The organism is Archangium sp., assembly GCF_036389735.1.
Lineage (GTDB): Bacteria > Myxococcota > Myxococcia > Myxococcales > Myxococcaceae > Archangium.
The window spans coordinates 1-1,712 of sequence record NZ_DASVWK010000258.1 but is presented as its reverse complement, the minus strand read 5'-3'; the positions used below and the strand labels follow the sequence as shown (position 1 = coordinate 1,712).

Annotated in this window: 1 protein-coding gene; it reads left to right on the top strand. The window is 71.8% G+C overall.

Features of this window, described 5'->3' with window-relative positions; translation table 11 throughout:
• A partial coding sequence (gene sppA / locus VF794_RS09315) for a signal peptide peptidase SppA (RefSeq protein ID WP_331108885.1) occupies positions 1-1,660 on the top strand: 1,660 nt, incomplete at its 5' end.
• Positions 1,661-1,712 lie beyond the last annotated feature (52 nt).

The following is a 1,712-nucleotide window of genomic DNA, read 5'->3' as shown; positions in this document are numbered from 1 at the left end:
GAAGTACCCCGCCCCGCGCGTCGGCGGAGGCTCCATCGCCCTGGTGGACCTGGATGACCGGCTCCAGGAGCGGGTGAGCCCCGCGCTGGCGCTGTTCGGCTTCTCGGAGTCGGACCCGTACATCCGGCTGGTGCGATGGATGGACCACGCCGCGAAGGATCCGCGGCTCAAGGGCGTGCTGCTGAAGGTGTCGGGCCTGCCGGGGGTGAATTGGGGCAAGGCGGACGAGTTGCACCAGGCGGTGCTGCGGCTGCGCGCCTCGGGCAAGCGGGTGATGGCGGTACTCTACAGCGTGGATGACCGGGCCTACTTCGTGGGCTCGGCCGCGGACGAGCTGTACGCACTGCCCGGCTCCTCGCTCGCCATCAACGGCCTGGCCGCCAACGTCAGCTACCTGGGCGGGACGATGGAGAAGCTGGGCGTCAGCTGGGACGTGGCGCGCGTGGGCCAGTACAAGACGGCCCCCGAGCAGCTCACCCGCCGCGACATGAGCCCCGCGCAGCGCGAGACGATCGAGGCCTACCTGGACACCGAGACGAGCCACTACGAGGCGGCGGTGGCCAAGGCGCGCAACCTCCCCCCCGAGCGCCTCCGGGAGGCCTGGACCGCCGGCATCCTCACCGCCGCGCGCGCCAAGGAGCTGAAGCTGGTGGACGGCGTGCTGCTCCCCGAGGAGTTGGACAAGAAGCTCGAGTCGATGGTGTCCGGGGCGAGCTACGACCCCTACTACGCGCCCAGGGACGAGCGGGATCCGCGCTGGAGCGGACGCCGCCGCATCGCGGTGGTGCCGGTGGTGGGCAACATCTCCGGGGGCAAGAGCCGCGGCTCCCCGCTGGGTGGCACCATCGCGGGCGCGGAGACGGTGATGCTCGCCCTGGAGCGGGCCCAGAAGGACCCGTCCGTGGCGGCCATCGTGCTGCGGGTGGACTCGGGCGGCGGCGACGTGCTGGCCTCGGAGCTGATGTACCGCGCCGTGCTGGAGGCGAAGAAGAAGAAGCCCGTCATCGCCTCCATGGGCGACGTGGCGGCCTCGGGCGGCTACTACGCCGCCATGGGCGCGCATGAGGTGTGGGCCTCCCCCACCACCATCACGGGCAGCATCGGCGTCTTCTACCTCAAGCCCGTGCTGCGCGGCCTGCTGGGCGACAAGCTGGGCGTGAACCAGGAGACCATCTCCCGCGCGCCCATGGCCAACATCCTCGACACCTGGGGCCCGTGGACGGAGGCCGAGCAGAAGGCGGTGCAGGCCTGGGTGGACTCGGCCTATGACGACTTCATCACCCAGGTGTCACTCTCGCGGAGCCTCGACAAGGCGAAGGTGGATGGCATCGCCCGCGGGCGGGTGTGGTCCGGCGCGGCGGCCAAGGAGCGCGGGCTGGTGGACTCGCTGGGCGGGCTGACGGACGCGGTGGAGGCGGCGCGCAAGCGGGCCGGAGTGCGTCCCGGGGAGGAGCTGGACCTGGTGGTGCTGGGCGAGGCGCGCGGACTGTTGTCCTCCGGGGGCGGAGAGCCCGGGGTGCTGGCCGAACTCCTCCCCTCGCCCGAGCCCGTCCTGCCGCCGGGCGTGCGGGCGCTCGTCCACGAGACCGGCCTGGATTCCCCGTCGATGCTGGAGCCGGGGCTGAAGGCCCTCCAGCCCTTCACCCTGACCGTCCGCTGACGTCTGCGAGAGGACACCGGACGTGAAATTCTCGGGGCGTCCGGCCTGTCCT